An 8,785-nucleotide genomic window follows, 5' to 3' on the forward strand; every position below is an offset into this window, starting at 1 on the left:
TTGGGAGTGTCAGAAGACCTTGCGGGGCTTGGCGGCGCCAAATTTCAATCAGCAAAATAAGTTAGCATGCTTAAACGGGGAATAAAACCGACTTTAACGGCTAATTTGTATTTTATTAAACATTGTTAATCAACATCTTTTTCGATAATTGTCGTTTAAAAACCAAACAGGTGTTTAAAACCTTGAAATAAGAAGTTAGAATCAGATCACACTTTGATGGTCTGACCTGTTGCGAGCATGTAGCAAGACTGCTGGTAACGGGGTAGGGAAGAATAATAACGGCGTTAGTAGAAACGTTTCTATCAGACGCGTCACGAGGGCAAAAGATGAGTGAACTACAGCAAGTAAGGAACGCGAAGGGCGATCGCATCGCGATAGTGATGGGGCTTAGAACCCCCTTTGCTAAGCAGGCGACCGCGTTTCATGGGGTGTCGGCATTGGATATGGGCAAGATGGTAGTCAATGAGCTGCTGTCGCGCTCGGAACTCGATCCGAAGGAGATCGAGCAGCTCGTTTACGGCCAGGTGGTTCAGATGCCCGCGGCGCCCAATATTGCCCGCGAGATAGTGTTAGGCACTGGCATGAATGTGGCCACCGATGCCTATAGCGTCACGCGTGCCTGCGCTACCAGTTTCCAGTCGACGGTGAATGTGGCCGAGTCCATCATGACGGGCAACATCGAGATAGGGATCGCCGGCGGTGCCGACTCCTCATCTGTACTGCCTATCGGTGTATCGAAGAAGCTGGCTCATGCCTTGGTGGATCTCAATAAGGCCCGTAGTTTTGGTCAAAAGTGGTCTATTATCCGTCGTCTCGGGCTGAAAGATCTGCTCCCTGTACCGCCGGCGGTGGCCGAGTACTCCACCGGCCTCTCTATGGGGCAGACCGCCGAGCAGATGGCCAAGACCTACAGCATCAGCCGCGCCGACCAAGATGCCTTAGCCCATCGCTCTCACACCCTGGCGACAGAGACCTGGGATTCGGGCCATCTGCGTGATGAGGTGATGGTGGCGCATGTGCCGCCATACAAGTCTTTCATCGACAGAGACAACAATATTCGCGAGAACTCTTCGCTGGACTCTTACGCCAAGCTACGTCCGGCGTTTGACCGCAAACATGGTTCGGTGACGGCGGCCAACAGTACGCCGCTGACCGATGGTGCTTCGGCGGTGCTCTTGATGAGTGAGAGCCGTGCCAAGGCCCTGGGCTATGAGCCGATTGGTTACATCAAGAGTTATGCCTTCAGCGCTATCGATGTGTGGGAAGATATGTTGATGGGGCCTTCCTATGCGACACCGCTGGCGCTTAAGCGTGCAGGCATGGAGCTCGAAGATCTTACCCTTATCGAGATGCATGAGGCCTTCGCGGCGCAGACCCTGGCCAACATGCAGATGTTTGCCTCGAAGAAGTTTGCCAAGGAGAAGCTGGGCCGCGATCGCGCCATCGGCGAGATCGATATGACAAAGTTCAACGTCTTGGGCGGCTCTTTGGCCTATGGTCACCCGTTTGCGGCGACCGGGACACGTTTGATCACTCAAGTTTGTCGCGAGCTGAAACGCCGCGGCGGCGGTACTGGCCTGGCAACGGCCTGTGCGGCGGGTGGTCTGGGTGCAGCTATGATTGTAGAAGTGGAGTGATCTCATGGAAAAGAGTTTTACATTAAATCGTCAGGATAACGGGATCGCCGTGCTCACCATGGATGTACCCGGTGAGACCATGAATACCCTGAGAGCCGAGTTTGGCCCAGAGATCTGCGAGATGTTGGCCGAGATTAAGAGTGACGCCAGTATTCGCGGTGTGGTGATCATCTCGGGTAAGAAAGATTCCTTTGTGGCGGGCGCCGATATTTCTATGCTCGATGCCTGTGCTACAGCCGAAGATGCCAGAGAGCTGTCGAAGCAGGGCCATGAAGTGTTTTTGGCCCTGGAGTCACTCTCGATCCCTGTGGTTGCTGCGATTCACGGTGCCTGTTTAGGCGGTGGCCTCGAACTGGCGCTGGCCTGTCATCAGCGCGTGTGCACAGACAGCAAGAAGACCATGCTGGGATTGCCAGAAGTGCAACTCGGTCTATTGCCCGGCGGTGGCGGCACTCAGCGTCTGCCTCGTCTGGTGGGGATTGCCAAGTCATTGGATATGATGCTTACCGGCAAGCAGCTGCGCGCCAAGCAGGCATTGAAGCTTGGGCTGGTGGATGATGTGGTGCCCGAGTCAATCTTGCTACAGACGGCAATAGAGATGGCGCTAGCAGGTGCACGTCCAGCGAAGAAGCGCAAGGTGTCGATGGTTGAGAAGCTGCTGGAAGGCACACCGGTTGGCCGTAACATCATATTCGAGCAGGCGCTCAAGCAGGTCAATAAGAAGACCCAGGGTAACTATCCTGCGCCAGAAAAGATCATCGATTGTGTGCGTCAGGGCGTGACTAAAGGCATAGTGAAAGGCCTCGAGGTGGAGGCGCAGCATTTTGGCGATCTCGTGGTCTCGAGCGAGTCTGAAGCTTTGCGTAGCATCTTCTTTGCAACCACGGAAATGAAGAAGGAAACCGGCGCCGGTGACGTATTGCCTCAGGCTGTCAACAAGGTGATGGTATTGGGCGGTGGCTTGATGGGCGGTGGTATCGCCTCTGTCACCACCACTAAGGCCAAGATTCCTGTGCGGGTGAAAGATATCAGCGAAACCGGTTTGAGCAATGCGCTGGCCTATGCCTATAAGCTGCTGGCTAAAGGGGTTAAACGCCGTCATATGACGCCGGCGGTGCGAGATAACCTGATGGCGCTGATGACCACCACCACAGAATATAAAGGCATCAAGGATGCGGATATGGTGGTGGAAGCCGTATTTGAAGACCTCAAGTTGAAACATCAGATGGTGCAGGATGTGGAGCGTGAATGTGGCGAGCACACTATTTTTGCTTCTAACACGTCATCGTTGCCGATCAAGCAGATCGCCGAGGCCGCCGAACGTCCCGAAAACGTCATTGGCCTGCATTACTTCTCGCCGGTTGAGAAGATGCCTCTGGTCGAGGTGATAGCCCATGAGAAGACTTCGCCACAAACGATCGCCACCACGGTCGCCTTCGCCCGCAAGCAGGGTAAGACACCGATTGTGGTGAAAGATGGTGCCGGTTTCTATGTGAACCGTATTCTGGCGCTTTACATGAACGAGGCAGCGAATCTGCTACTCGAAGGCCAAAGCGTCGATCATCTGGATAAGGCGTTGGTGAAGTTTGGCTTCCCTGTTGGCCCCATGACCCTGCTCGATGAAGTTGGCATTGATGTGGGCGCCAAGATCTCACCGATTTTGGAACAGGAGCTTGGTGAACGCTTTAAGGCGCCGGCGGCCTTTGACAAACTACTGGCTGATGACCGTAAGGGTCGTAAGAATGGTAAGGGCTTCTACCAGTATGGTGGCAAGTCTAAGAAGAAGCTGGTGGATGAGAGCGTCTACGGCGTGCTGAGTCTAACACCTAGTAACGGCGGTGAACCGAGAGCCTTGGCCGAGCGATGTGTTGTGCAGATGCTAAATGAAGCGGTGCGTTGTCTGGAGGAGGGAATTATCGCATCGCCAAGAGACGGCGATATAGGCGCGATATTCGGTATCGGCTTCCCGCCATTCTTAGGTGGCCCCTTCCGTTACATGGACTCACTGGGCGCCAAGCACTTGGTCGAGACCCTAAAACGTTATCAAGATCAGTTTGGTGAGCGATTCGCACCTTGTGATCGCTTAGTCGAGATGGCCGAATCTGGCAGTAAGTTCTACGATTAGGGCACCTATAGTGTTAACAATGCGGCAACATAATGCCGCATTTTTTTTGCCTGAGGATTATTTTTGCCTGTTTTTTGTTCATTCACGGGCTGGTTTCAGTTATCATGCTGGGCTCGTTTTGGCTGTTTACAGTCCTCTTGGCGCCGTTGTTGTGAGGTAGTGTCTGTGGTGATATGCATTCTTGGTGTACTAATGGTGAGTAGCTTGGCTATGGGAAATATGGCTTTTCGTGCAGGGTTAGGGGTGAAACGCTGGGCCATGCTAGGGCTAATCATGGGGCCGGTAGCCTATCCGCTGCTAAGTACACATAAGCGATTCGCCCATAAGCGGGCCCAGGGAAAGCAAAGCATCGCGATAAAGGCGTAGGACAGCCTCTGTGGCCATGTAGATGTAGGCTAGGCGCAAATCTCTAACTATACCAATCGTAATAAACAATTGATCATTCTAGCTTGTTAAAACGCTCGATAACTGTATTAGTATTTTTAATTGTAGAATAATTACTTATCTAAAAATCCTGCTTTGTTCTCAAGCGTTTTTCCTGCGCTATTTCTGATCAGATATTTACTGTGATTGGTATTAAAAGTCATATAGCAAGATCAAAAAAGGAGCCTTTAGTAGCTCCTTTTTTATGTATCTGGTTTTCGAAAGACGTTTGATGTCAATTAGTTCCACCAACCTTTAGCAGGGATCACCTCTAGGTGATTTAGGCCTTCTGGAAGCTGTACTTTTTTACGCTCTGGTTTGTGAGTAAGTCCTAGAGCTTTTTTCAATGAATCTAACATAATCATTCTCCTTAAGACTTAAGCAACGGCTGAGTTGATGAACTTGATGTTCGGGATACTGGCTAGCTGAGTCTCAGAGAACTTGATGTTCGGGATACTGGCTAGCTGAGTCTCAGAGAACTTGATATTCGGGATACTCGCAACCTGAGTTCCAGAGAACTTGATGTTCGGGATACTGACTAGCTGAGTCCCAGAGAACTTGATATTCGGGATACTTGCAACCTGAGTCTCAGAGAACTTAATGTTCGGGATGCTCKCTACCTGAGTCTCAGAGAACTTGATGTTCGGGATACTGGCTAGCTGAGTCTCAGAGAACTTGATGTTCGGGATACTGGCTAGCTGAGTCTCAGAGAACTTGATGTTCGGGATACTGGCTAGCTGAGTCTCAGAGAACTTGATATTCGGGATACTCGCAACCTGAGTTCCAGAGAACTTGATGTTCGGGATACTGACTAGCTGAGTCCCAGAGAACTTGATGTTCGGGATACTGGCAACCTGAGTCTCAGAGAACTTAATGTTCGGGATGCTCTCTACCTGAGTCTCAGAGAACTTGATGTTCGGAATACTAGCTAGCTGAGTCTCAGAGAATTTGATATTCGGGATACTAGCTAGCTGAGTCTCAGAGAACTTGATATTCGGGATACTCGCTACTTGAGTCTCAGAGAACTTGATGTTAGGAATGCTGGCCAACTGAGTCTGAGAGAACTTGATGTTCGGGATGCTCGCTACCTGAGTATCAAAGAACTTAATGTTCGGAATACTTGCTAAGTGAGATTCTGCAAATTTGATATTAGGAATACTCGCAAGTTCATTATTATCGCCATTAATGGCTGAACATGTAAGGGTAAAAGCGATGGCAGTAACTAATCCGTTAATCATTGTCTTAATCTCTCAGGGTTATTGAAGTTATAGTGCCAACTATTCGTTGACGTCTGAGAGATGTATTGCAGGTGTTATGCCAATTTTTATTTTTAGCTTAATTTTAGTTAAGCATTCTTTTCTTCAGTCTGTCATTTGCTCATTAAATCATTAGGCTTTCTTATGTTGAGAGACAGGTGTATAGCTAAAGCTTTCTTGTTTTAGCAGTTCGGTAAAGCTAGTCTCATTGACGGCCTTGCTGTATATAAATCCTTGTATTTCCTCGCATTTCAATGCTTTTAATATGCTGAGTTGAGAAGCCTCTTCGACGCCTTCGCCGACCACCGAGAGCCCCATGTTATGGGCGATAGTGATGATAGAGTCGACCATTTTTAGATCTCTGTCAGATTTATCTATGTCGTCAACAAAAGCCTTATCGATTTTCAGGGTGTCAATTGGGAAGCGCTTTAAATATGACAGTGACGAATATCCGGTACCGAAGTCGTCTAACGCAAGGCTGACGCCCATCTTAGAGAGTTGCATCATCACCTTTATTGCCTTTTCTGGCTGTTTTATGACGGTTCCTTCGGTAATTTCTAGCTCAAGGTTGGCTGCAGGCAGCTGAGTGAGACGTAAAATTGACTCTATCCGTTGCTGGAGGTCTGGAAGAGCGAATTGTTGCGATGATAAATTGACGGCGACTCGGCCGTTGAACAAATTTTGACGGCGCCAATTTTGCGCCGCAAAGCAGGCTTTACGTAGAACGACCTCGCCAATCTCAACGATGAGCCCATTCTCTTCTGCCAGCGGGATAAAGTCGCCCGGCGGAATAAGACCGTGTTCTGGGTGATTGAGCCTTACCAGAGCCTCCATACCGGCCATCTTGCTGCTTCTAAGATCTATCTTAGGTTGGTAGTAGACTTCGAAGAGATCATCCCTTAAACCTTCGCGGATGAGGTTTTCGACTTCCAGCTGGCGAATGGCATTGCGATTGAGCGATTCAGAATAGAACTGATAACGATTGCCGCCGGCAGATTTAGCGTGATACATAGCAATGTCAGCCTTACGCAGAAGTGCCTGCTCGTTCTGATCATCTTCCGGGTAGAGCACAATGCCGATACTCACTCCTACAACGACTCTGTCTTTGGTGAGTTCGAATGGGCTGGAGAAGGCATCGACCACATGATTAGCAATAACGGCGCTTGAGCCGATATCTGGGTTGTTATCGACCAGTATGGCAAACTCATCGCCCCCTAAACGATAGATACTCGTATGATAAGGTACGGTGGATTCGATGCGTCTGGCCACTTTGATCAGCAGTTCATCGCCTACCTGGTGACCAAGGGAGTCGTTAATCTTCTTAAAGTTATCTAAGTCCAGCACCATAAGGGTATGATGGGTATCCTTCTTCACCAAGTTACCCAGGGTAACCATGAGGCTTGAACGGTTTGGCAGGCTGGTGAGGAGATCGTTGTTGGTGAGTTTACGTAGCTCCTCTTCTTGTTGTTTACGACGAGAAATATCAGAGAACACGCCAACATAGTGGGAGAGGACACCCTGTTCATCGTAAATCGCATCGACCGTTAGCTCCATCAGGAAGCTGCTACCGTCGCCCTTGGCGGATTCGACTTCGTTACTCCAGCTGCCTTGCTGTTGCAGAATATGACGAATTTGTTCGGAGTAGCTTTCGGGATAAAGGTCAAACTTAAACAGCTCGCCGATAAAGTCATTGCGGCTCTTCTCACACAGATCACAACAGGCCTCGTTGACTTCAACGAATGTAAACTTGTTGTCCAAGATAAACATGCCTTCGGAGATATTCTCGATGGCTCGCTCGAACAGTCTCAGTTGTTCCTCTGCTTGCTTGAAGTTGCTGATGTTTTTGATTGTACCTGTCATACGCAGGGCTTTATCTTCCTCATCGCGTTCAACGATTTTTGCCCTGTCCAATATCCAGATCCATTGGTCATCTTTGCCTTTGACGCGATAGGCCGCCTCGAAGTGGTCGGTTTCGCCATAGAAGTGCTTATTCAGCGCCGTATTCACTCGTTCTTGGTCCATGGGGTGAATGTTGCTTTCTTCACCATCCTCACCCGAACGCTGACCGTCTCGCGGAAACTCCAGGGAACCCCAGATATTAGAGCGATAAATCTGTCCGGTTTCGATATCCCAGTCCCACATCTCATCACCGCTTCCCCACAGAGAAAGCTTCAGTCGCTCTTCTGACTTAGCGATCTGGCGTTGCACCTCTCTTCTTCTGAGCGCCGCCTTGACTATCGCGCCAGTGATGAACAGCGTAATGAGCAGGTAGACGAACTTGGCTTGAATCGATAACCACCAGGGAGGGGTGATTTCTATAGATAGACTTCTTACATTCCCAGCCTTTTGTGTAAGTGGCTCAATTGCATATACGTTAAATGTATATTCACCAGGTGATAAGTTGGTGTAGGTCGCAGAATTAATTCCTTGTGAATCAATCCAAGAGTCGGAAAGGCCACTCATTTGATACTTGTAGTTGACCGTTTTAAATGGGGTATTTGGACTGTTAAATGTTATGGTAAAAGGATAGTCAGAATATTTTAACTTTATTTCATGTGTTAGTGATAATGGTTTGTTTAAAATATTCCCATTAAGATTTTCAGGTAGGTTGAATATTAAAAGCTTGTCTAGATTAGCCGTAGGGGTAGGAGCCGATCCGATTAAGTTTTTTAATTTTTCAGGTGATATTTCGCTGAGGCCTGATATACCGCCGAGATATAGGTGATTATCTAACTTAAGTGCGGACTGTGCATTGTATTCATCTTGGCTTCCGTATTTATCAGTTAGGCTGAACATCTTGTCTTTAAGTATGTCTATGACAATCACTTCTTTTATTGAAGCTGCAAAAAGTAAGTTGTCAATTATAGTGATAGAGAATATCGGTTTTTTATTGTTGTAAATTGTCCGGATCTTTCCGGTGGCTTTGTTGTAGCTTTTTAGGGAGCTGCTTGTGCCAAAGAAGATGTTGTTTTCTGCGTTGCTTAAGCTAACCACAAAATTACTTTTGTATAGATTGGAGACGTTCTGATTTACGATCTTGTGTAGGCCACCTTGCGTTGCAACATAAACATTATTATCATCTACTAAAATGTCGAATATTGGATTGCCTTTATCTATTAGTATTTCTGTGGATGAGTAATCATCTAGTTTAACAGTGATCAATTTACCAGAAGGTGTCCCAGCTAAAATCTGCTCTTTTTTCTCATCGAATTTTATAGTAAAGACACTGTTTTCATTTACTTTTTCGATATTCTCAGTTGTAAGGTTTATGGCGTATATTCCTAAATTACTCCCAATGTATAAGTTGTCATCCTTTATCAAAATTGACTTAGGGCCTTCAATTT

4 protein-coding genes are annotated in these 8,785 nt (G+C 48.0%); 2 read left to right on the forward strand and 2 right to left on the reverse strand.

What is annotated here, in order from left to right:
- The first annotated feature begins 326 nt into the window (after window positions 1-326).
- Together fadI and fadJ are read left to right on the forward strand one after the other, a co-directional pair.
- Entirely contained in the window at window positions 327-1,637 is a 1,311-nt protein-coding gene (gene fadI / locus L1D47_RS13475) for an acetyl-CoA C-acyltransferase FadI (RefSeq protein WP_041509452.1), read from the forward strand.
- A gap of 4 nt (window positions 1,638-1,641) precedes the next feature.
- Window positions 1,642-3,762, forward strand: coding sequence for a fatty acid oxidation complex subunit alpha FadJ (fadJ, locus tag L1D47_RS13480; RefSeq protein ID WP_239885531.1), 2,121 nt, complete (start codon window positions 1,642-1,644; stop codon window positions 3,760-3,762).
- Between the two features lie 800 nt (window positions 3,763-4,562).
- On the opposite strand, the gene L1D47_RS13485 is transcribed toward fadJ, so the two are convergent.
- Window positions 4,563-5,423: a hypothetical protein gene (locus L1D47_RS13485; protein ID WP_239885533.1), complete on the reverse strand. Its 861-nt coding sequence runs from the start codon at window positions 5,421-5,423 to the stop codon at window positions 4,563-4,565.
- A 150-nt stretch (window positions 5,424-5,573) separates the two neighbouring features.
- Window positions 5,574-8,785 (reverse strand): EAL domain-containing protein (locus L1D47_RS13490; RefSeq protein ID WP_239885535.1); only part of this gene is annotated, 3,212 nt, incomplete at its 5' end.

This window comes from Shewanella sp. Isolate7 (assembly GCF_022398425.1).
Lineage (GTDB): Bacteria > Pseudomonadota > Gammaproteobacteria > Enterobacterales > Shewanellaceae > Shewanella.